Annotated in this window: 18 protein-coding genes and 1 tRNA gene; 18 read left to right on the top strand and 1 reads right to left on the bottom strand. The window is 70.6% G+C overall.

Going from position 1 to position 21,809, the window contains the following annotated elements; translation table 11 throughout:
* Position 1 precedes the first annotated feature (1 nt).
* From ACFC0G_RS10090 to ACFC0G_RS10080, 3 genes are all read left to right on the top strand, one after another.
* Positions 2–928, top strand: coding sequence for a Ku protein (locus tag ACFC0G_RS10090; protein ID WP_376400078.1), 927 nt, complete (start codon positions 2–4; stop codon positions 926–928).
* 353 nt (positions 929–1,281) lie between these two features.
* Positions 1,282–2,781 (top strand): M4 family metallopeptidase, encoded by a 1,500-nt coding sequence (locus ACFC0G_RS10085; RefSeq protein ID WP_376400513.1) that lies wholly within the window; start codon positions 1,282–1,284, stop codon positions 2,779–2,781.
* A gap of 223 nt (positions 2,782–3,004) precedes the next feature.
* Complete coding sequence (locus ACFC0G_RS10080; protein WP_376400075.1) at positions 3,005–4,054, top strand: beta family protein; 1,050 nt, start codon at positions 3,005–3,007, stop codon at positions 4,052–4,054.
* 335 nt (positions 4,055–4,389) lie between these two features.
* On the opposite strand, the gene ACFC0G_RS10075 is transcribed toward ACFC0G_RS10080, so the two are convergent.
* Positions 4,390–4,461: transfer RNA gene (locus tag ACFC0G_RS10075), tRNA-Arg, on the bottom strand.
* A 160-nt stretch (positions 4,462–4,621) separates the two neighbouring features.
* On the opposite strand from ACFC0G_RS10075, the gene ACFC0G_RS10070 reads away from it, so the two are divergent.
* The 15 genes from ACFC0G_RS10070 (at position 4,622) to ACFC0G_RS10000 (ending at position 21,774) form a co-directional block, all read left to right on the top strand.
* Positions 4,622–5,116: a response regulator gene (locus ACFC0G_RS10070; protein WP_376400072.1), complete on the top strand. Its 495-nt coding sequence runs from the start codon at positions 4,622–4,624 to the stop codon at positions 5,114–5,116.
* 80 nt (positions 5,117–5,196) lie between these two features.
* Positions 5,197–6,168 carry an ArgS-related anticodon-binding protein NrtL gene (gene nrtL / locus ACFC0G_RS10065; protein WP_376400069.1) on the top strand — a complete coding sequence of 324 codons (972 nt, stop codon included), beginning with the start codon at positions 5,197–5,199 and terminating at the stop codon, positions 6,166–6,168.
* Between the two features lie 18 nt (positions 6,169–6,186).
* Positions 6,187–7,578: a diaminopimelate decarboxylase gene (lysA, locus tag ACFC0G_RS10060; RefSeq protein ID WP_376400066.1), complete on the top strand. Its 1,392-nt coding sequence runs from the start codon at positions 6,187–6,189 to the stop codon at positions 7,576–7,578.
* A 150-nt stretch (positions 7,579–7,728) separates the two neighbouring features.
* On the top strand, positions 7,729–9,027 hold the full coding sequence (locus ACFC0G_RS10055) for a homoserine dehydrogenase (protein WP_376400510.1): 1,299 nt from the start codon (positions 7,729–7,731) through the stop codon (positions 9,025–9,027).
* A gap of 7 nt (positions 9,028–9,034) precedes the next feature.
* Positions 9,035–10,105: a threonine synthase gene (gene thrC / locus ACFC0G_RS10050; RefSeq protein WP_376400063.1), complete on the top strand. Its 1,071-nt coding sequence runs from the start codon at positions 9,035–9,037 to the stop codon at positions 10,103–10,105.
* 296 nt (positions 10,106–10,401) lie between these two features.
* Positions 10,402–11,319: a homoserine kinase gene (gene thrB / locus ACFC0G_RS10045; RefSeq protein ID WP_376400060.1), complete on the top strand. Its 918-nt coding sequence runs from the start codon at positions 10,402–10,404 to the stop codon at positions 11,317–11,319.
* A gap of 429 nt (positions 11,320–11,748) precedes the next feature.
* The gene (gene rho / locus ACFC0G_RS10040) at positions 11,749–13,827 is read left to right on the top strand and encodes a transcription termination factor Rho (RefSeq protein WP_376400057.1); all 2,079 of its coding nucleotides are present in this window, start codon (positions 11,749–11,751) and stop codon (positions 13,825–13,827) included.
* A 206-nt stretch (positions 13,828–14,033) separates the two neighbouring features.
* Positions 14,034–15,131, top strand: a complete 1,098-nt coding sequence (locus ACFC0G_RS10035; RefSeq protein ID WP_376400054.1) for an LCP family protein — start codon at positions 14,034–14,036, stop codon at positions 15,129–15,131.
* Positions 15,132–15,353: 222 nt separating this feature from the next.
* Positions 15,354–15,572 (top strand): 50S ribosomal protein L31, encoded by a 219-nt coding sequence (rpmE, locus tag ACFC0G_RS10030; RefSeq protein ID WP_376400051.1) that lies wholly within the window; start codon positions 15,354–15,356, stop codon positions 15,570–15,572.
* Positions 15,573–15,665: 93 nt separating this feature from the next.
* On the top strand, positions 15,666–16,742 hold the full coding sequence (gene prfA / locus ACFC0G_RS10025) for a peptide chain release factor 1 (protein WP_376400048.1): 1,077 nt from the start codon (positions 15,666–15,668) through the stop codon (positions 16,740–16,742).
* 37 nt (positions 16,743–16,779) lie between these two features.
* The gene (prmC, locus tag ACFC0G_RS10020; RefSeq protein ID WP_024761922.1) at positions 16,780–17,625 is read left to right on the top strand and encodes a peptide chain release factor N(5)-glutamine methyltransferase; all 846 of its coding nucleotides are present in this window, start codon (positions 16,780–16,782) and stop codon (positions 17,623–17,625) included.
* A gap of 49 nt (positions 17,626–17,674) precedes the next feature.
* Positions 17,675–18,322 (top strand): L-threonylcarbamoyladenylate synthase, encoded by a 648-nt coding sequence (locus ACFC0G_RS10015; protein ID WP_024761921.1) that lies wholly within the window; start codon positions 17,675–17,677, stop codon positions 18,320–18,322.
* Complete coding sequence (locus ACFC0G_RS10010) at positions 18,319–18,966, top strand: protein-tyrosine-phosphatase (RefSeq protein ID WP_376400044.1); 648 nt, start codon at positions 18,319–18,321, stop codon at positions 18,964–18,966. Before ACFC0G_RS10015 ends, ACFC0G_RS10010 begins: the two co-directional genes overlap by 4 nt.
* Positions 18,967–19,084: 118 nt before the next feature.
* Positions 19,085–20,332 carry a serine hydroxymethyltransferase gene (gene glyA / locus ACFC0G_RS10005; RefSeq protein ID WP_376400041.1) on the top strand — a complete coding sequence of 416 codons (1,248 nt, stop codon included), beginning with the start codon at positions 19,085–19,087 and terminating at the stop codon, positions 20,330–20,332.
* A gap of 107 nt (positions 20,333–20,439) precedes the next feature.
* On the top strand, positions 20,440–21,774 hold the full coding sequence (locus ACFC0G_RS10000) for an MraY family glycosyltransferase (RefSeq protein WP_376400038.1): 1,335 nt from the start codon (positions 20,440–20,442) through the stop codon (positions 21,772–21,774).
* Positions 21,775–21,809: the final 35 nt, after the last annotated feature.

Below are 21,809 nucleotides of genomic sequence, written 5' to 3'. Positions count from 1 at the left end.
CGTGCGATCTATCTGGAACGGCGCCATTTCCTTCGGGCTGGTCAGCATCCCGATCAAGCTGGTGAACGCCACCGAGAGCCGGTCCGTCTCGTTCCGCCAGATCCACACCGAGGACGGCGGCCGGGTCCGCTACAAGAAGGTGTGCGAGCTCGACGGCGAGGAGGTCGCGGCGGCGGAGATCGGCAAGGCGTACGAGGAGGCCGACGGGACGATGATCCCGATCACCGACGAGGACCTGGCCGCACTGCCGCTCCCGACGGCGAAGACGATCGAGATCGTGGCCTTCGTGCCGGCCGGGGAGATCGACCCGCTCCAGATGGAGGCGGCGTACTACCTCTCGGCGAACGGCGTCCCCGCGGCGAAGCCGTACACCCTGCTCCGCGAAGCGCTGAAGCGCAGCGACAAGGTGGCGGTGGCGAAGTTCGCGCTACGGGGAAGGGAGCGGCTCGGCATGCTCCGGGTCGTGGACGACGTGATCGCGATGCACGGCCTGCTCTGGCCGGACGAGATCCGGGCGCCGGAGGGAGTGGCGCCGGAGACGCCGGTGACGGTCAGGGAGGCGGAACTCGACCTGGCGGACGCCCTGATGGCGACCCTCGGCGAGGTCGACCTCGGCACGCTGCACGACGACTACCGCACGGCGGTGGAGGAGATGATCGCGGCCAAGGCGGAGGGCGGCGAGGCGGTGGCGCCTCCGACACCGGGCGAGGAGGGCGGTGGCCAGGTCATCGACCTGATGGCGGCGCTGGAGAACAGCGTGCGGGCGGCGAAGGAGGCGCGGGGGGAGGACGCGGAGGTGACGGAGCTCAAGCCGAGGGCGAGGGCGGCGAAGAAGACGGCGGCGGCGGCCAAGAAGACACCGGCGAAGAAGACGACGTCGGCAAAGAAGACCCCGGCAAAGAAAACGACCCGCAAACGCCCGGCGTAGACGCCCCCGCCCACACCACTCCCCACCCCACCCCACCTGACCAAACCCCACCCCGCCCCGCCCCCCCACACAGAGGCCCCCGGACAAGAATCCGGGGGCCTCTGGGCTGCGCGCAGAGTGCCGGGGGACAGGTCAACTCCCCGCACACCGGACAGGAATGACCGAACTTCGGACAACAGATGGTCAAATCCTTGTCGTAGACCTGCCAAATATTCTCCTTCGCTGGCACGCTCACAGCCGCACCACCCCCCCCCACGATCCCCACGTGCTTCAGCGAAGGAGCCCGCGTGATCCGCCAGCAGTCCTCGTACCGTCGTACCGCCCTCTCGACCGCCCTCATCGCCTCGGCGGCCATGATCGTCGTCGGAGTCCAGACCGGTTCCGCCAGTGCCGACGCCCAGCGCGAGGCGGGCGCCACCGCGCTCGTCCTCACCGGCCCGCAGCGCGCCGCGGCCGTCCAGGAGGCGCAGGCGGGAGCCGCCGCCACCGCGAAGGCGATCGGCCTCGCCGACCGCGAGAAGCTGGTCGTCCGCGACGTCGTCAAGGACGCCGACGGCACGGTCCACACCCGCTACGAGCGCACGTACGAGGGCCTGCCGGTTCTGGGCGGCGACCTGGTGGTGCACCAGAAGAAGGACGGCGCCCGCGCGACGACGAAGGCGACCGGCGCCCGTATATCGGTCCCGACGACGGAGGCCAAGGCCCCGGCGGCGACGGCCAGGAGCACGGCCCGCAAGGTGATCTGGGCGGCCACGGGCAAGCCGGCGCTGGCGTGGGAGACGACCGTCACGGGCACGCAGCCGGACGGCACCCCGAGCGAGCGCCACGTGATCACCGACGCCGCCACGGGCAAGGAGCTCTACTCCTACGAGGCGATCGAGACGGGCACCGGCAACACCCAGTACAGCGGCCAGGTCACGCTCGGCACGGCGCCGTCGTTCACGCTCACGGACACGACGCGCGGCGGCCACAAGACGTACGACCTCGCCGGCGGTACGAACGGCACGGGCTCCCTGTTCACGAACAGCACGGACACCTGGGGCAACGGCCTGGCCACGAACCGGGAGACCGCGGCCGCGGACGCCCACTACGGCGCGGCCGTCACGTGGGACTTCTACAAGAACGAACTGGGCCGCAACGGCATCCGCGGTGACGGCGCTGCCGCCTACTCGCGGGTCCACTACGGCAACGCGTACGTCAACGCGTTCTGGTCGGACTCCTGCTTCTGCATGACGTACGGCGACGGCACCGGCAACACCAAGCCGCTCACCTCCCTCGACGTCGCGGGCCACGAGATGTCCCACGGCCTGACCGCCTCCACCGCGGGCCTCCGCTACAGCAAGGAGTCGGGCGGCCTGAACGAGGCCACCTCCGACATCCTGGGCACCTCGGTCGAGTTCTACGCGGCCAACGCCACCGACGTCGGCGACTACCTCATCGGCGAGAAGATCGACATCCGCGGCAACGGCACCCCGCTCCGCTACATGGACAAGCCCAGCAAGGACGGCAACTCCGCCGACTTCTGGTCCAACTCGGTCGGCCGCCTCGACGTCCACTACTCCTCGGGCCCGGCGAACCACTTCTTCTACCTGCTTTCCGAGGGCAGCGGCACGAAGACGATCAACGGCGTCACCTACAACTCCCCGACCAGCGACGGCTCCACCGTCACGGGCATCGGCCGCACGAAGGCCTACAAGATCTGGTACAAGGCCCTCTCCACCTACATGACCTCCTCCACCACCTACGCCGGCGCCCGCACGGCCACCCTCTCGGCGGCCACGGACCTCTACGGCGCGACGAGCCCGGAGTACGCCGCGGTGGCCAAGGCCTGGACCGCGATCAACGTGAAGTAACCCCGCACCGCCACGCACGCACACAAGAGACCCCGCCCCCAGCGTTTCCGCTGCGGACGGGGTCTCTTGGTTCCCGGCGCACGGCTCGAGCCGGCCCAGTGGGCCAAAAACAAGACTTGCGGCTGGTATGTGCCCCTATCGGAGATGACGGGTTCTCGTCACACTCTGGTGGGAGTGAGCGAGACATCCATGGGCTTGGTGCTGAGCGCGCTGGGGGAAGCCGTTGGCCTACGTTCCGATACTCAAGGGCAAGGCGGGGGAGTTCTCGGCCCTTGAGCACGTCACGCCGGCGGTCCGCTCAGGCATCCGCCCAGTCATGGAGCTGGTCCCCGACCCAGACGTCCGGGATGTTCTGGAGACCTTCTGCGACCGTGCGATGGACGCGGTGCCCCAGGGCACGGTCCTGACCGTCGACAGCGGAGCCTTGCCGACAGTCCGAGTCCTTGCGGGCGATGCCGGTGGCCCCATGGCCCGCCTCAGCGAGTCCCTCGGCCTCCGCGGGGTGGCCATGTGCCCGGTCGTTCGGCACACGGACGAAAAAGGCGTCCTGACCGAGGCGGTGCAGGCTGCGGCGGCGCATCGGCGTGGCGCCTGTTTACGGGTTTCTGTCGCTGTCGACTCGCCTCAGTGCCTTCCCGATCACGCACAGATCCGCGGGCTCCTCAAGGTGTTGCGCCTTGAACCAGAAGAGGTCGACCTCCTCATCGATGCCGGTCCTGTGGATTCGGAGATCGCAAGGGATCGGCTTGCTGATCGCGCTGTCGTCGCCTTGAAGGCCCTTGCCCCATGGCGTTGGCGTCATGAGTGCGTCGCTGCCGGTGCCTTCCCGGTCAACCTGACCGGCTTCCCTAGGGGCAGGGCAACGCCGGTCGCCCGACGAGACGCACAGCTCTGGCGACGCGTCCTGAACGGTTACGGGGGAAGGCCCCCGGACTTCGGAGACTTCGGCGTGACGCATCCACGGATGCCCGTGAGATCCCGGGGGACGCCTGACCCCAACATGCGCTATACGACACCGGATGCCTGGCAGGTATTCGTCTATCCGCGCGTCCGCTCCGGCAATGACGACTTCTTTGTCCTGAGCGCCGACTTGGTCGACTCTCCTCACTGGCCGGCCACAGGGGCGCGAACGTCGTGGGGTGATGCCCGGCTCAAGGAGTGCGCGCACCGCCAGAGGCCCAAGGCAGGAGGCGGAACGGAGTGGCGAGCCTGGGCGACCTCGCATCACCTGGCGGTGGTGTGGTCCAACCTCACCGCCTTTGGGCACCCTTGAGATCCCATGGCAGCGCAGACACTTCCGGTTCGACCCCTTCCCGAACGGATGCGGGCGAGGGCACCTTGAGGCGTTGCGCCGCAGGGGGGCTAGGGGGTCTAGGAGCGAGCCTCGCACGGCCGGCTGGGTGATGCGTCCGTAGGCCGCGCAGTCGGCCGTTGTCGCCTCACCGTTCGCCCGGCGCCCCTACGGCCTCCGGCACTCCGCGCTCCCCGCGTGGCTCAACGCGGGCGTGACATGCGGCTGCTCAGCGCGGCGTGCGCCCGCACATACAACAAGACCCCGTCCTCAGCGTTTCCGCTGTGGACAGGGTCTGTGTGGCACTTCTTGCGAAGTGCCCCCGGCAGGATTCGAACCTGCGCACACGGCTCCGGAGGCCGTTGCTCTATCCCCTGAGCTACGGGGGCGTCCGCCGCGTTCGGCGGCGACGGGTTGAACACTACCAGCTCGTTGGGCGTGCCTGTGAACAGGTATTTCCGTGGTGTCACCAGGGGCTGGGTCCCTCGCACGGGTCGGAAGTGGGCAAAACCCGGACGCAGCCCCTCGGGGCGTCCTACTCTCATTCGTGTGTCAGGCGTGTCCGGTCGGGTGCTCGTTGTCGACGACAACAAGGTGATCCGGCAGTTGATCAGGGTCAATCTCGAACTCGAGGGGTTCGAGGTCGTGACCGCGGCCGATGGTGCCGAGTGTCTGGATGTCGTACATCAGGTCTGTCCTGATGTCGTCACCCTGGATGTCGTCATGCCCCGCTTGGACGGGATCAAGACGGCCGAGCGGCTGCGGGCCGATCCGCGGACCAGACATCTGCCGGTGGCGATCATCAGTGCCTGCGGCGAGCACGACGTGGCCGGTGGGGGCGGTGCCGGTGTCGACGCCTTTCTTGCCAAGCCTTTCGAGCCCTCCGAGCTCGTCCGTGTCGTGCGTCAGTTGATGCACCACGAGCGCCGGGAGCGTCGGGAGGCCACCGGGCAGGACGGGGGAGAGGAGCCGCCCGCAGGGGAGGGGCGGGACGAAATCCGAGAGGAATCCCGGCGCGCCGGGAGTGCGCCCGGCGCTCTGTGAGGAGCGAGCGGGACGGGCCGGGTGCCCGCATGGCGAAACCGGTTCGCGCTCGTACCCCCCTCCTCCCCTAGGCTTGCCCCGTGACCCCCGCGGACCTCTCCCTCACCGTGCTGCACGCCGTGCGCCGTGCGGTCGACGACGGTGCGCTGCGGGTCGAGGTGCCCCCGCGGGTCAAGGTCGAGCGGGCCCGGCCCGGCGGCGCCGGGGAGTACGCCAGCAACGTCGCCCTCACCCTTGCCAGGTCCGCCGGACGCAGCGCCCGCGAGGTCGCCGGCATCATCGAGGAACGCCTCCGTGACGCACCCGGGCTCAGCGGTGTCGAGATCACCGGGCCCGGGTTTCTGAACTTCACCCTCCGGAGCGATGCGGGGAGTGATCTCGTCCGGACGGTTCTCCGTGAGGGGCTCGTGTACGGGCACGGCACCTCCCTCTCCGGCACCACCGTCCGCTTCGCCGAGGTGACGGAGTCGCGGGCCGTTCTCGTGACCGACGTCGTGGTGCGCCTGCTGCGTTCCCAGGGGGCCGAGGCCGGGGGCGGCGGCAGTGAGCGGGTGTACGTGCAGCCCGGGACGTACGAAGAGGACAGGCTCGGGCGCGACGCCGCTCGATGGGCCCTCCTGCGGGCCGCGCCGCACGACCGGCCCCTCGACGGGACGCCCTTCCTCGCCCAGCACGAGCGCAACTCCCTCTTCCGGGTCCGATACGCGTACTCCCGGGTGCGGAGGCTGCTCGTCAACGGGGAGCAGCTCGGTGTCAGTCCCGTGGCCGAGGTTCCCGTTGACGCTCCCGGAGGACCTGAGCTTCTCTCCGTCCTCGGCGACCATCCCGTCGTCCTCCTCGCCGCCGCCCGCCACCGCGCCCCCGACCGGCTCGCCCGGCACCTGGAAGCCGCCGCCGACGCGCTGCTCGCGTTCCAGCACACCGTCCTGCCGCTCGGCGACGAGAAACCCTCGGCCGCCCACCGCTCCCGGCTGGCGCTCGCCGAAGCCGCCGGGACGGTGCTCGCCGGTGGCCTCTCCGTGCTCGGCATCAGCGCACCCGACCGGATCTGAAAGAGCAGAAGAGCAGACATGAGCCGTTCCGCCCACCCCGCAGGCCCCCGCCACGCAGACGTCCTCACCGAGGGGCACTACTCCGCGCCGCCCGCCGACCTCAACGTCCTCGACCCGAAGGTGTGGGCCCGGACCGTCGCGAGGGACGAGCGGGGGGTCGCCACCGTCGGCGGGATCGGTGTCGACGCGCTCGCCGAGGAGTTCGGCACGCCCGCCTACTTCCTCGACGAGACCGACTTCCGCGCCCGCTGCCGCGCCTGGGCCGAGGCCTTCGGCAAGGACGCCGACGTGTTCTACGCCGGTAAGGCGTTCCTCTCCCGGGCCATCGTGCGGTGGCTGAAGGAGGAGGGGCTGAATCTCGACGTGTGTTCGGGGGGCGAGCTGACCACCGCGCTGTCCGCCGGCATGCCCGCCGAGCGCATCGCCTTCCACGGCAACAACAAGAGCGAGGACGAGATCCGCACGGCCGTCGAGGCCGGCGTCGGACGGATCGTGCTCGACTCCTTCCAGGAGATCGTCCGGGTCGCGCACATCGCCCAGTCGCTGGGCAAGCGGCAGCGCGTGCAGATCCGCGTCACCGTCGGCGTCGAGGCCCACACGCACGAGTTCATCGCCACCGCGCACGAGGACCAGAAGTTCGGCATCGCGCTCGCCGGCGGACAGGCCGCCGAGGCCGTGCGCCGCGCGCTGAAGCTCGACGGGCTCGAGCTCATCGGGATCCACTCGCACATCGGGTCGCAGATCTTCGACATGGCCGGCTTCGAGGTGTCCGCCCGCCGCGTCGTGCAGCTGCTCGCCGAGGTGCGGGACGAGCACGGGATCGAGCTGCCCGAGATCGACCTCGGCGGCGGCCTCGGCATCGCGTACACCTCCGACGACGACCCGCGCGAGCCGCACGAGATCGCCAAGGCGCTCGGCGAGATCGTGACGCGGGAGTGCGAGGCCGCCGGTCTCGCCACGCCCCGCATCTCCGTCGAGCCGGGGCGCGCCATCGTCGGGCCGACCGCCTTCACGCTCTACCAGGTCGGCACCGTCAAGCCCCTCGAAGGGCTGCGGACGTACGTGAGCGTCGACGGCGGCATGTCGGACAACATCCGCACCGCCCTGTACGACGCCGAGTACAGCGTCAGCCTCGTCTCGCGGACCAGCGACGCCGAGCCGATGCTCTCCCGCGTCGTCGGCAAGCACTGCGAGAGCGGTGACATCGTCGTACGGGACGCCTTCCTCCCCGCCGACCTGGCCCCCGGCGACCTCATCGCGGTGCCCGCCACCGGCGCGTACTGCCGCTCCATGGCCAGCAACTACAACCACGCCCTCCGGCCGCCCGTCGTCGCCGTCCGTGACGGCGAGGCGCGGGTGATCGTCCGGCGCGAGACGGAGGAAGATCTCCTGCGCCTCGACGTCGGGTGATGAAATAGTCGAGTCATAACCGAGTGATGAAATAGATGTCTCAGGATCCGGACAGGGGGCGGAAACCCCCGTCCGGTGAGTGAGACTGGTCCCACCGTAGAAATACGAACGTAGAAATACGAAGCAGAAGTACGAGAAAGAGGTCGGATGATGCGTACGCGTCCGCTGAAGGTGGCGCTGCTGGGCTGTGGAGTGGTCGGCTCAGAGGTGGCGCGCATCATGACGACGCACGCCGACGACCTCGCCGCGCGCATCGGCGCCCCGGTCGAGCTCGCCGGCGTGGCCGTCCGCCGCCCGGACAAGGTCCGCGGCGGCGTCCCGGCCGAGCTGATCACCACCGACGCGACCGCCCTCGTCAAACGGGGCGACATCGACGTCGTCGTCGAGGTCATCGGCGGGATCGAGCCGGCCCGCACCCTCATCACCACCGCCTTCGAGCACGGCGCCTCCGTGGTCTCCGCGAACAAGGCGCTCCTCGCGCAGGACGGCGCGACGCTCTACGCCGCCGCCCAGCAGCACGGCCAGGACCTGTACTACGAGGCCGCCGTCGCCGGCGCCATCCCGTTGATCCGGCCGCTCCGCGAGTCCCTCGCCGGCGACAAGATCAACCGCGTGATGGGCATCGTCAACGGCACGACGAACTTCATCCTCGACAAGATGGACAACTCCGGCGCCGGATACTCCGAGGCGCTCGACGAGGCCACCGCCCTCGGGTACGCCGAGGCCGACCCGACCGCCGACGTCGAGGGCTTCGACGCCGCCGCCAAGGCCGCCATCCTCGCCGGGATCGCCTTCCACACGCGCGTGCGCCTCGACGACGTCTACCGCGAGGGCATGACCGAGGTCACCGCCGCCGACTTCGCCTCGGCGAAGCAGATGGGCTGCACCATCAAGCTGCTCGCGATCTGCGAGCGGGCCGCCGACGGCGAGTCCGTCACCGCGCGCGTGCACCCCGCGATGATCCCGCTGAGCCACCCGCTCGCCTCCGTCCGCGAGGCGTACAACGCCGTCTTCGTCGAGGCCGACGCCGCCGGGCAGCTCATGTTCTACGGCCCCGGCGCCGGCGGCGCCCCGACGGCCTCGGCCGTCCTCGGCGACCTCGTCGCCGTGTGCCGCAACAAGATCAACGAGGCCAACGGCCCCGGCGAGTCCGCGTACACCCAGCTGCCCGTGAGCCCCATGGGCGACGTGGTGACGCGGTACCACATCAGCCTCGACGTGGCCGACAAGCCGGGCGTCCTCGCCCAGGTCGCGACGGTCTTCGCCGAGCACGGCGTATCCATCGATACGGTGCGCCAGCACGGTCGACAGGACGGAGACGGCGAGGCCTCTCTCGTCGTCGTCACCCACCGCGCGCCCGACGCCGCCCTCTCCGGGACCGTCGAGGCGCTGCGCAAGCTCGACACCGTACGCGGTGTCGCCAGCATCATGCGTGTTGAAGGGGAGTAAAGGACCCATGACCAGCAAGGGCACCCACCAGTGGCGCGGCATCATCGAGGAGTACCGGGACCGCCTTCCGGTCACGGACACGACGCCCGTCGTCACGCTCCGTGAGGGCGGCACGCCGCTCGTCCCCGCTCAGGTCCTCTCCGAGCGCACGGGCTGCGAGGTGCACCTCAAGGTCGAGGGCGCCAACCCCACCGGCTCCTTCAAGGACCGGGGCATGACCATGGCCATCACCAAGGCCAAGGAGGAGGGCGCGCAGGCCGTCATCTGCGCGTCCACCGGCAACACCTCCGCCTCGGCCGCCGCCTACGCGGTACGGGCCGGCATGGTGTCGGCCGTCCTCGTGCCCCAGGGCAAGATCGCGCTCGGCAAGATGGGCCAGGCGCTCATCCACGGCGCGAAGATCCTCCAGGTCGACGGCAACTTCGACGACTGCCTGACGCTGGCCCGCAGCCTCTCCGAGAACTACCCGGTGGCGCTGGTCAATTCGGTCAACCCGGTGCGCATCGAGGGCCAGAAGACCGCCGCGTTCGAGATCGTGGACATGCTGGGCGACGCCCCCGACATCCACGTCCTGCCCGTGGGCAACGCCGGCAACATCACGGCGTACTGGAAGGGGTACACCGAGTACGCCGCCGACGCCATGTCCACCCACCGGCCGCGCATGTGGGGCTTCCAGGCCTCCGGTTCCGCGCCGCTCGTGCGCGGCGAGATCGTCAAGGACCCGTCGACGATCGCCACCGCGATCCGCATCGGCAACCCGGCCTCGTGGGACTACGCGATCGCCGCGCGCGACGAGTCGGGCGGCTTCATCGACGAGGTGACGGACCGTGAGATCCTGCGCGCCTACCGCCTGTTGGCCGCCCAGGAGGGCGTCTTCGTCGAGCCCGCGTCGGCCGCCTCGGTCGCCGGTCTCCTGAAGGCCGCCGAGCAGGGCAAGGTCGACCCGGGCCAGACGATCGTCTGCACCGTCACGGGCAACGGCCTGAAGGACCCCGACTGGGCCGTGGCCGGCGCGCCGCAGCCCGTCACCGTCCCCGTCGACGCCGCGGCCGCCGCCGAGCGTCTCGGCCTGGCCTGATCCCACCGCTTCACCCCGCCCCTCGCGCGGGGTGAAGCGCTGATCGAAACCCGATCAGGAACGTACATAGGCGCACAGGTTGGCCCGCGACACGCATCGTGCGCCTCCTGTGCGCCCTATGTCGCCACAGAACCTTCCTTCGATAGGCTGTACCGAACCCGCCCCGACGCATATGCGCGGTGTTGTTGCCGTTGTCGCCTTCGTGGCCGAAACGGCCCCCGGGTCCCCGAGTACCTCTCAAGCCAAGCCTGTTGTGTGAACCACCTGTTGTCGCAATCAAGGAGAGTCATCGAGCGATGGCCGGTCCAGCGTTCCGCGCCGCCGCCGTACGGGTGCGCGTCCCCGCCACCAGCGCCAATCTCGGCCCGGGCTTCGATGCCTTCGGCCTGTCGCTGGGCCTCTACGACGACGTCGTCGTCCGGGTAGCCGACTCGGGGCTGCACGTCGACATCGCCGGCGAGGGTGCGGAGACCCTTCCGCGCGACGAGAGCCACCTGCTCGTACGTTCCCTGCGCACGGCCTTCGACCTGCTCGGCGGACAGCCGCGCGGCCTTGAGGTCGTCTGCGCCAACCGCATCCCGCACGGCCGCGGCCTCGGCTCCTCCTCCGCCGCCATCTGCGCCGGCATCGTCGCCGCCCGCGCCGTGACCATAGGCGGGGACGCCAAGCTCGACGAGGCGGCCCTGCTCGAACTGGCCACCGAGATCGAGGGGCACCCCGACAACGTCGCCGCCTGTCTGCTCGGCGGCTTCACGCTCGCCTGGACCGAGTCCGGCGCCGCGCGGGCGATCAGGATGGATCCCTCGGATTCCATCGTTCCGGTGGTTTTCGTCCCCGGGAAGGCGGTACTGACCGAGACCGCCCGCGGACTTCTGCCCCGCACCGTCCCGCACGTGGACGCCGCGGCCAACGCCGGGCGCGCCGCCCTCCTCGTCGAGGCCCTGACCCGTCGCCCCGAGCTGCTGCTCTCGGCCACCGAGGACCGGCTGCACCAGGAGTACCGGGCCCCCGCGATGCCGGAGAGCATCGCCCTTGTGAACCGACTGCGCGCGGACGGCGTCCCCGCGGTCATCTCCGGCGCGGGCCCCACGGTGCTCGCGCTGGCCGAACACGGGACGGCCGACAAGGTCGCCCGACTGGCGGGCGAGGGCTGGGCCGCGAACCGGCTCGACCTCGACGCGTCCGGAGCGAGCGTGCTGCCGCTGGCGCCCTAGGGGCACGGCGGCGCGGGGGCGCCGGGCAGCGTCCCCGCACTGCTCCGGACACGAGATTGCCGGTGAGGGAGAGGGGGAATGTTTGTCGGAGCCGGTAGTGTTAACCTCAAGTCAGCACCCGGCGCCTTTGTGGCGCGGTGCTGAGTGTCCCCATCAGGGACCACCGATTCTTCCGGGAGCCTCCCCAACTGCCTGAGCAGCCTGCCTGAGCAGTTTCGAGCACGCTCCGGAACCGGCACGACACCCCTCGCTCTTTCGCAGTGAGGGCCGAGCAGGGGGCGCTCGGGCCGGACCCACAGCACGTTTCTCTCTCCGCCGTACCCGGCGGGACCACCGCCCCGGACACGGTCCACAAGCCAGGACCCTGCCGGACAGCACAACCGGTCGCCGAGCCAGATGGCCGACGTCCGCTCCAGGGAAGGACCCTTCGTGAGCGACACCACCGATCTGATGGGCGTGACTGCCGACAACAGTGTCGACACCGCCGCGCCCGCCGCAGGTGCTGCCACCGGCGGCACCGCACGGCGCCGCCGCTCCGGCACCGGCCTCGACGGCATGGTCCTGGCCGAGCTGCAGCAGGTCGCGTCCGGCCTCGGCATCAGGGGCACTGCGCGGATGCGCAAGAGCCAGCTGATCGAGGTCATCAAGGAGGCGCAGGCCGGTGGCGGTTCCGCCGCCCCCGCCAAGACCGCCGAGGCCGTCGAGACCAAGCCGAAGCGCCGCGCCACCTCCAAGGCCCGTACGGGCGACACCGCTGCCGAGGCCGCCGCGCCCAAGGTCGAGAAGGCCGAGAAGGCCGTCGCCCAGCAGCAGATCGACATCCCGGGTCAGCCGGCCAGCGACGACCAGCCGGCCGGTGAGCGCCGTCGTCGTCGCGCCACCGCCCCCGCCGGTTCGCCGGAGGGCGAGGCCAAGGCCGAGGCCGCCCAGGTCGTCAAGACCGAGGCCCGCGCCGAGACCCGTACCGAGGTCAAGACCGACGCGCAGGCCGACGCCAAGGTCGAGGGTGCCGTCGACGGCGCCGAGGGCCGTGGCCGCCGTGACCGCGGCGAGCGCGGGGAGCGCGGCGAGCGCCGTGACCGCCGTGACCGTCAGCGCGAGCGCGGCAAGGGCGACGAGCAGCAGGGCGGTGGCCAGGGCGGTCAGCGTCAGCGCCAGGGCGGCCAGGGTCAGGGTCAGCAGGGCCAGGGTCAGGGCCAGAGCCAGGGTCAGGGTCAGGGTCAGCAGGGTGGCCAGCAGGCCGGCCCGCAGGACGACTACGACGACGAGGCGGGCGGCCGTCGTGGCCGTCGCGGTCGCTACCGCGACCGTCGTGGCCGTCGTGGCCGTGACGACTTCCAGGCCGGCGAGCCGCAGGTCTCCGACGACGACGTCCTGATCCCCGTCGCGGGCATCCTCGACATCCTCGACAACTACGCGTTCATCCGGACCTCCGGCTACCTGCCCGGCCCGAACGACGTGTACGTCTCCCTCGCCCAGGTCCGCAAGAACGGCCTGCGCAAGGGTGACCACGTCACCGGTGCCGTGCGTCAGCCGAAGGACGGCGAGCGCCGCGAGAAGTTCAACGCGCTGGTCCGCCTGGACTCCGCGAACGGCATGGCCGCCGACTCCGGCCGCGGCCGCCCGGAGTTCAACAAGCTGACCCCGCTCTACCCGCAGGACCGGCTCCGTCTGGAGACCGACCCGGGCGTGCTGACCACGCGGATCATCGACCTCGTGTCGCCGATCGGCAAGGGCCAGCGCGGTCTGATCGTGGCCCCGCCGAAGACCGGCAAGACCATGATCATGCAGGCGATCGCCAACGCGATCACGCACAACAACCCCGAGTGCCACCTGATGGTCGTCCTGGTCGACGAGCGTCCGGAAGAGGTCACCGACATGCAGCGGTCGGTCAAGGGCGAGGTCATCTCCTCGACCTTCGACCGTCCGGCCGAGGACCACACGACCGTCGCCGAGCTGGCCATCGAGCGCGCCAAGCGTCTCGTGGAGCTGGGTCACGACGTCGTCGTCCTGCTCGACTCGATCACCCGCCTGGGCCGCGCGTACAACCTCGCGGCGCCGGCCTCCGGCCGCATCCTGTCCGGTGGTGTCGACTCGACCGCGCTCTACCCGCCGAAGCGCTTCTTCGGTGCCGCGCGCAACATCGAGGACGGCGGCTCGCTGACCATCCTCGCCACCGCGCTGGTCGACACCGGTTCGCGCATGGACGAGGTGATCTTCGAGGAGTTCAAGGGCACCGGCAACATGGAGCTCAAGCTCGACCGGAAGCTCGCCGACAAGCGCATCTTCCCGGCGGTGGACGTCGACGCGTCCGGCACCCGTAAGGAAGAGATCCTGCTCGGCGCCGACGAGCTCGCCGTCACCTGGAAGCTGCGCCGTGTGCTGCACGCGCTCGACCAGCAGCAGGCGATCGAGCTGCTTCTCGACAAGATGAAGCAGACGAAGTCGAACGGCGAGTTCCTGCTCCAGATCCAGAAGACGACGCCTGGCGGCAAGAACGACGACTGACATGTGACCTGCGTCACACGACGGTCGCGCGACCGGAGCGGGGCTTCGGTCTCGTAACCCAGTCGTGACCTGCGTAAACCACTGCGCCCACCGTGCCCCGCACGGTGGGCGCAGTGCGTTGCTCAGCGAAACCTCACAGGTCCGCATGCAACCCTTTTGGGTGCTTCGCCGTCACACATGGTGAACCGAGGGCCTGAGGGAAGACGATGACCGAGCAGAACAACAGCGGCCGAATACCCGGCGCGGGAAGCGGCCGCCGCCGCAAGCCGCCCGCGAAGGGCCGACGCCGCCTCACGATCCTCCTGTCGGGGGCCGCAGCGGTCCTCGTCCTGGGCGGGGCCGGTCTGGGGTACGTGTACGTCAAGCTCGACGGCAACATCAAGGGCGTCGACATCAACGCCCAGCTCGGCGCCGAGCGCCCCGACGACGTCGACAACGGCTCGATGGACATCCTCGTCCTCGGCTCCGACTCCCGCTCCGGCGACAACGCCACGTACGGCAAGGACGAGGGCGGCGCCCGCTCCGACACCGCGATGGTCGTCCACGTCTCCGAGGGCCACAAGAAGGCCAGCGTGGTGTCCATCCCCCGCGACACCCTCGTCGACCGGCCGCGGTGCACCGACGGGAAGGGCACCTCCGTCCCCGGCGAGCAGCGCGCGATGTTCAACACGGCGTACGAGGTCGGCGGCCCGGCCTGCGCCGTCAAGACCGTCGAGGCGATGTCCGGCATCCGCATGGACCACTACATCGAGGTCGACTTCACCGGCTTCAAGAAGCTCATCGACGAACTCGGCGGCGTGGAGATCACCACCACCCAGCCGATCCGGGACTCCAAGAGCCACCTCGACCTCGCCCCGGGCACCCACACCCTCGACGGCGAGCAGTCCCTCGGCCTCGTCCGCACCCGCAAGAGCGTCGGCGACGGCAGTGACCTCGGCCGCATCCAGCTCCAGCAGGCCTTCATGAAGGCCTTCATCGACCAGGTCAAGGACGTCGGCGTCCTCACCAACCCGGCGAAGCTCCTCGACCTCGCCGACGCGGCCACCAAGGCCGTCACCCCGGACTCCGAGCTCGACTCGGTCCAGGAGCTGATGGGCTTCGCCAAGGGCCTCTCCGGCATCAGCCCCCAGAACGTCCACATGGTCACGCTGCCGGTCGAGTACGACCCCGCCGACCCCAACCGCGTCGTCCCGCTGGAGGCCCAGTCCCAGCAGGTCTGGACGGCCCTCAAGACCGACAGGCCGATCCCCGCGTCGGCGACGAAGGACGCCGCCACGGGCAAGGCCGACGGCGTCGTGAAGTAGCCCCTCCGGGCAGCCGACGACGACCGGGGACGGCCGGGGACGGTCGGGGGACGGCCGGGGGACGGCCGGGGGAGGGTCGGTGACAGGCCGGGGGAATACTTTCGGCCGGACCCCGGTTTGGGGAGATGCGGCCGGTCCTGGCAGACTGGTACGTCGGCCCCGGTTCACGTCTTCCGCAATCCGCGGAGGCGACCCGGAGCCCTCCCGAAACTAGGAGACACCTTGAAGCGCGAGATTCACCCCCAGTACGTCGAGACCCAGGTCAGCTGCACCTGTGGCGCGTCGTTCACCACCCGTAGCACCCTGACCGACGGCACCATCCGTGCCGAGGTCTGCTCCGAGTGCCACCCGTTCTACACGGGCAAGCAGAAGATCCTCGACACCGGCGGCCGCGTGGCCCGCTTCGAGGCCCGCTTCGGCAAGGCTGCTGCCGCCAAGTAGCGAGCCCCTGCGCCGGTCCACGGTCGCCCCGCGCGGGTGGCCGGGACCGGCGCTTTGCCGTCCCGTAGAACTGACGAAAACCAGGAGCCCCCGATGTTCGAGGCGGTCGAGGAACTGGTCGGCGAGCACGCCGACCTGGAGACCAAGCTCGCGGACCCTTCGGTCCACGCCGATCAGGCGAACGCGCGCAAGCTGAACAAGCGCTATGCCGAGCTGACCCCGATCATCGCCACCTACCGCTCCTGGAAGCAGACCGGTGACGACATCGAGACCGCCCGGGAGTTCGCACACGACGACCCCGACTTCGCCGCCGAGGTCAAGCTGCTGGAGAAGCAGCGGGAAGAGCTCACCGACAAGCTCCGCCTGCTCCTCGTCCCGCGCGACCCCAGCGACGACAAGGACGTCATCCTGGAGATCAAGGCGGGCGCGGGCGGCGACGAGTCCGCCCTCTTCGCCGGCGACCTGCTCCGCATGTACCTCCGGTACGCCGAGCGCGTCGGCTGGAAGACCGAGATCATCGACGCCACCGAGTCCGAGCTGGGCGGCTACAAGGACGTCCAGGTCGCCGTGAAGACCAAGGGCGGCAACGGCGCCACCGAGCCCGGCCAGGGCGTCTGGGCCCGCCTCAAGTACGAGGGCGGCGTCCACCGCGTGCAGCGCGTCCCCGCCACCGAGTCGGCCGGCCGCATCCACACCTCCGCCGCCGGCGTGCTCGTCACGCCCGAGGCCGAGGAGGTCGAGGTCGAGATCGTCGCCAACGACCTGCGCATCGACGTCTACCGCTCGTCGGGCCCCGGCGGCCAGTCGGTCAACACCACCGACTCCGCCGTCCGCATCACCCACCTGCCGACCGGCATCGTCGCCTCCTGCCAGAACGAGAAGAGCCAGCTCCAGAACAAGGAGCAGGCCATGCGCATCCTGCGCTCCCGGCTCCTCGCCGCCGCGCAGGAGGAGGCCGAGTCCAAGGCCGCCGACGCCCGTCGCAGCCAGGTCCGTACCGTCGACCGCTCCGAGAAGATCCGGACGTACAACTTCCCGGAGAACCGCATCTCGGACCACCGCGTCGGCTTCAAGGCGTACAACTTGGACCAGGTGCTCGACGGCGATCTGGACCCGATGATCCAGGCGTGCGTCGACGCCGACTCGGCCGCCAAGCTGGCCGCGGCGTAAGTTCCGTAAGCCCCACCCCGCACCACGGAGGACCAGCGTGAACCTGCTGCTTGCCGAGGTGGCCCAGGCCACCCAGCGGCTGGCCGACGCCGGCGTGCCCTCACCGCGTTTCGACGCGGAGGAGCTCGCCGCGTTCGTGCACGGCGTCAAGCGGGGGGAGCTGCACAACGTCAAGGACGCGGACTTCGACGCCCGCTACTGGGAGACGATCGCCCGCCGCGAGGCCCGCGAGCCGCTCCAGCACATCACCGGCCGGGCGTTCTTCCGCTACCTGGAGCTCCAGGTGGGGCCCGGCGTCTTCGTGCCCCGCCCCGAGACCGAGTCGGTCGTCGGCTGGGCCATAGACGCCGTACGCGCCATGGACGTCGTCGAACCGCTCATCGTCGACCTCTGTACCGGCTCCGGGGCCATCGCCCTCGCCATGGCGCAGGAGGTCCCGCGCTCGCGCGTGCACGCGGTGGAGCTCTCCGACGACGCCCTCGTCTGGACCCGGAAGAACGCCGAGGGCTCCCGCGTCACCGTCCACCAGGGCAACGCGCTGACCGCGCTCCCGGAGCTGGACGGCCAGGTCGACCTGGTCATCTCCAACCCGCCGTACATCCCGCTCACCGAGTGGGAGTACGTGGCACCCGAGGCCCGTGACCACGACCCGGAGATGGCCCTCTTCTCCGGCGAGGACGGCCTCGACACCATCCGCGGCATCGAGCGCACCGCCCACCGGCTGCTGCGCCCGGGCGGCCTCGTCGTCATCGAGCACGCGGACACCCAGGGCGGGCAGGTGCCGTGGATCTTCAACGAAGAGGCCGGCTGGGCCGACGCCGCCGACCACCCGGACCTGAACAACCGGCCGCGCTTCGCGACCGCCCGCAAGGCCATGCCATGACCGGCATGACCGCCATGACCAAGCACGTGTACGAGGAGGCCGGGAACTGATGGCACGGCGATACGACTGCAACGAGGCCACCGATCGTGTGACCGGTCTGCGCGAGGCCGCGTCCGCCGTCCGTCGGGGCGAGCTGGTCGTGCTGCCCACCGACACCGTGTACGGGATCGGGGCGGACGCCTTCAGCAGCGAGGCCGTCGCGGACCTGCTGGCCGCCAAGGGCCGGGGCCGCAACATGCCCACGCCCGTGCTCATCGGCTCCCCGAACACCCTCCACGGCCTGGTCACGGACTTCTCCGAGCACGCCTGGGAGCTCGTCGACGCCTTCTGGCCCGGTGCGCTGACCCTCGTCGCCAAGCACCAGCCGTCCCTCCAGTGGGACCTCGGCGACACCCGGGGCACCGTCGCCATCCGCATGCCGCTGCACCCGGTCGCCATCGAGCTGCTCACCGAGGTCGGCCCGATGGCCGTCTCCTCGGCCAACCTGACGGGCCACCCGTCCCCGGAGGACTGCGACGCGGCCCAGCAGATGCTGGGGGACTCCGTCTCCGTCTACCTCGACGGCGGCCCGACGCCCGGCATCGTCCCGTCCTCCATCGTCGACGTCACGGGCAAAGTGCCGGTGCTGCTGCGCGAGGGCGCGCTGTCCCCGGAGGAGCTCCGGAAGGTCGTACCCGACCTCGAGGTGGCACATTGACCGCCCCTGAGGGGCGTGGCATAGCGGGGTTCGACGACAGCAGCACCTTCCGCATCCTCCACGTCAGCACCGGCAACGTCTGCCGCTCGCCGATCACCGAGCGGCTGACCCGCCATGCCCTGTGCGACCGCCTCGGCGACCCTCTCGGCGGCGGCCTGATCGTGGAGAGCGCGGGCACCTGGGGCCACGAGGGCGCCCCCATGGAGGCCAACGCCGAACTGGTCCTCGCCGACTTCGGCGCGGACTACAGCGGCTTCGTGGGCCGCGAGCTCCTCGACGAGCACGTCATCCGCGCGGACCTGGTCCTCACGGCGACCCGCGACCACCGCGCGCAGGTCATCTCGATGGGCCACTCGGCGGGCCTGCGCACCTTCACCCTGAAGGAGTTCACCCGCCTCGTCCGCGCGATCGACCCCGCCACGCTCCCGGACCCGCGCGACGAGGGCATGGTCGAACGCGCCCGAGCCCTGGTCCGCGCGGCCGCCGCTCTACGCGGGTGGCTCCTCGCCCCCTCGGTGGACGCGGACGAGGTCAACGACCCGTACGGCGCCCCCATCACCTTCTTCCGCTCGATCGGCGACGAGATCAACCAGGCGCTCGAACCCGTGGTGACGGCGCTGACGGGCGTCTCGGCGCGCGACTGACGTCTGACGGCCTTGAGGTGCGGCTCGGCGCGCGACTGACGGAGTGCGTGCGGGGTGCCGCGGTCGTGTCGGGCGCTGCCGGCGCGCGGTGTCGGGGGTGCGTGCCTACATTGGTGGCATGCCGGTCACCGCGCCCCCCGATGAGGATCTCGACGTCCTGCGCCGGCAGGACCCGGAGATCGCCGACGTGCTGCTCGGCGAGGAGCGGCGGCAGAGCGACAGCCTGCAGCTGATCGCGGCCGAGAACTTCACCTCGTCCGCCGTCCTCGCCGCCCTCGGTTCCCCGCTCGCCAACAAGTACGCCGAGGGCTATCCCGGCGCCCGGCACCACGGCGGCTGCGAGTACGCCGACGCCGCCGAGCGGATCGCCGTGGAACGGGCCACCGCGCTCTTCGGAGCCGATCACGCGAACGTCCAGGCGCACTCCGGCTCCTCGGCCGTCCTGGCGGCCTACGCGGCCCTCCTGAGGCCCGGGGACACCGTCCTCGCCATGGGCCTGGAGCACGGCGGGCACCTCACGCACGGGTCACCCGCCAACTTCTCCGGCCGCTGGTTCGACTTCGTCCCGTACGGCGTCGACGCCGAGACCGGCCTCGTCGACTACGAGCAGGTCGCCGCCCTCGCCCGGCACCACCGCCCCAAGGCGATCGTCTGCGGCTCCATCTCGTACCCCCGCCACCTCGACTACGGCATCTTCCGCGAGATCGCCGACGAGGTCGGCGCGTATCTGATCGCCGACGCGGCCCATCCCATCGGTCTGGTCGCCGGGGGAGCGGCCCCCAGCCCCGTCCCGTACGCCGACGTCGTCTGCGCGACCACGCACAAGGTCCTGCGCGGACCGCGCGGCGGGATGGTGCTGTGCGGTGCCGAGCTCGCGGACCGGATCGACCGGGCGGTGTTCCCGTTCACCCAGGGCGGCGCCCAGATGCACACGATCGCGGCCAAGGCGGTGGCGTTCGGCGAGGCGTCCACTCCGGCGTTCGCCACGTACGCCCATCAGGTGGTGGAACACGCGCAGGTCCTCGCCGCCGCGCTCGCCGCCGAGGGCTTCGCGCTCACCACCGGCGGGACCGACACCCACCTCATCACCGCCGACCCCGCGCCCCTCGGCATCGACGGCCGCACGGCCCGCGCCCGTCTCGCCGCCGCCGGCATGGTGCTCGACACCTGCGCGCTGCCGTACGGGGAGGGGCGGGGCATCCGGCTCGGCACGGCCGCCGTCACCACCCAGGGCATGGGCGCCCCGGAGATGGCGAGAATTGCCGCACTGTTCACCGCCGCGCTGCGTGATGATCCGGCCGAGACCGCCCGCGTCAGGGCGGAAGTACGTGCTCTGACCGGGCGTTTTCCCCCGTATGGTCGCTGAGTAGGACCCGAGCGCAACCGTTCGGGGGGCCCGCGTGTCTCCAAGCACATGGATGGCACGGCTAGGGTGTGGGGCTGAGATGGCCAGCGATTCCTGTGGGGCAGCCCGTGCGTGATTACCTGCTGACGCTCTGTGTCACGGCCGCGGTGACTTACCTCCTCACCGGTCCGGTGCGGAAGTTCGCCATCGCGACCGGGGCGATGCCGGAGATCCGCGCCCGCGACGTACACCGAGAACCGACACCGCGGCTCGGTGGCATCGCCATGTTCTTCGGGCTGTGCACGGGCTTGCTCGTCGCCGACCACCTGCAGAACCTGAGCAGCGTCTTCGAACTGTCCAACGAGCCGCGCGCGCTGCTCTCCGGCGCCGCGCTGATCTGGCTGATCGGCGTCCTCGACGACAAGTTCGAGCTGGACGCGCTCATCAAGCTGGGCGCGCAGATGATCTCGGCGGGCGTGATGGTCGCGCAGGGTCTGACGATCCTGTGGCTGCCGATCCCCGGCGTCGGCGTGGTCTCCCTGACCCCGGGCCAGGGCACGCTCCTCACGGTCGCCCTGGTCGTGGTCACCATCAACGCCGTCAACTTCGTCGACGGTCTCGACGGCCTCGCCGCCGGCATGGTCTGCATCGCCGCCGCCGCCTTCTTCCTGTACGCCTACCGGCTCTGGTACGGCTACACGATCGAGGCCGCCGCCCCCGCGACGCTCTTCACCGCCATCCTCATGGGCATGTGCCTGGGCTTCCTGCCGCACAACATGCACCCGGCGCGGATCTTCATGGGCGACTCGGGCTCGATGCTGATCGGCCTGATCCTGGCCGCCTCGGCGATCTCGATCACCGGCCAGGTCGACCCGGACGCGCTGAAGATCTTCGAGGGCTCGACCCGGGAGGCCACCCACGCCGCCCTGCCCGTCTTCATCCCGCTGGTGCTGCCGCTGACGATCATCGCGATCCCGATGGCGGACCTGGTCCTCGCGATCGTGCGCCGTACGTGGAAGGGCCAGTCGCCGTTCGCGGCCGACCGCGGGCACCTGCACCACCGGCTCCTGGAGATCGGGCACTCGCACAGCCGCGCGGTGCTGATCATGTACTTCTGGTCGGCGCTGATCGCCTTCGGGACGCTGGCGTACTCGGTCCACTCGGCCTCGATGTGGATCGTCCTCGGCATCACCGTGCTCAGCGCGATCGGTCTGGTGCTGCTCCTGCTGCCGCGGTTCACGCCGCGGGCCCCGCGCTGGGCGCAGGCCGTCGTGCCGCCGCGCTACCGACGCCGCAAGCCGGCAAGGGTGTTGGAGACCGCGGCGAGCGTCGGCGTCGACGCCGATGAGGACGCGGTCGTCACGGAAGAGCTGGTTCCGGTGCCCGCGGGGCTCCACGGGTCCACCGCCATCGGCAACCGCGGGCGCTTCACCGATCGGCGGAAGGCCGGAACACCGAGTTGACGAAAGCCGCTTCGGCGGCCAATAGCAGACAACTC

This window comes from Streptomyces sp. NPDC056169 (genome assembly GCF_042268445.1).
Classification (GTDB): domain Bacteria; phylum Actinomycetota; class Actinomycetes; order Streptomycetales; family Streptomycetaceae; genus Streptomyces.
The sequence above is the reverse complement of the archived record's forward strand: the minus strand, read 5'-3'. Positions and strand labels throughout refer to the sequence as shown.